Below are 506 nucleotides of genomic sequence, written 5' to 3'. Positions count from 1 at the left end.
TTTGGCGATGAAACGTCGCACGCTGTCGTCGTATTTGGATAACTGCGGCAGCTCGCGATCCCCCGCCTCTACTTTCACCACTCCGTCTTCCGTACCCCGGGCGATTTTGCCTTCGCGCTGCTCGGCACTCAGGCACGGCACGTCACTGAGCAACATGACTGTGTAGCGATCACAAATCTCCATAAACTCAGTGGCCGCCAGCGGCTGCTCGCACAACTCATGAAAGTTGCACCACAGCACACCACCACTGGCCTGCACCACGTTCAGCGAGCGATGGCACACAGCAATGGGCTGGTCAGACACCGCCTGGCCCTCGGTCAAGGCCCTGAACACTGGTTCTATCGCACTCGGCTGGCCCGGCCCGGTCACCCAATAGCGCTGATGGGCAATGCCGGGATGCAGGCGGTGGTCTTCAATACCGTTCACCGCCACCACCTCCATATGCTTGAGGATCGCGCTGATACCGGGAGCAATACGGTCACGGTTAAAGCCGTGGCCGTAGAGGT

General features: G+C 59.9%; 1 protein-coding gene. It reads right to left on the bottom strand.

What is annotated here, in order from left to right:
• A partial coding sequence (zapE, locus tag HBO11_RS28495) for an AFG1/ZapE family ATPase (protein WP_170059079.1) occupies nucleotides 1-506 on the bottom strand: 506 nt, incomplete at both ends.

The sequence above is a fragment of the Pseudomonas sp. WS 5010 genome, assembly GCF_012985565.1.
Taxonomy (GTDB): Bacteria; Pseudomonadota; Gammaproteobacteria; order Pseudomonadales; family Pseudomonadaceae; genus Aquipseudomonas.
Note: the sequence above shows the minus strand (reverse complement) of the source record. Positions and strands in the feature narration are given on the sequence as shown.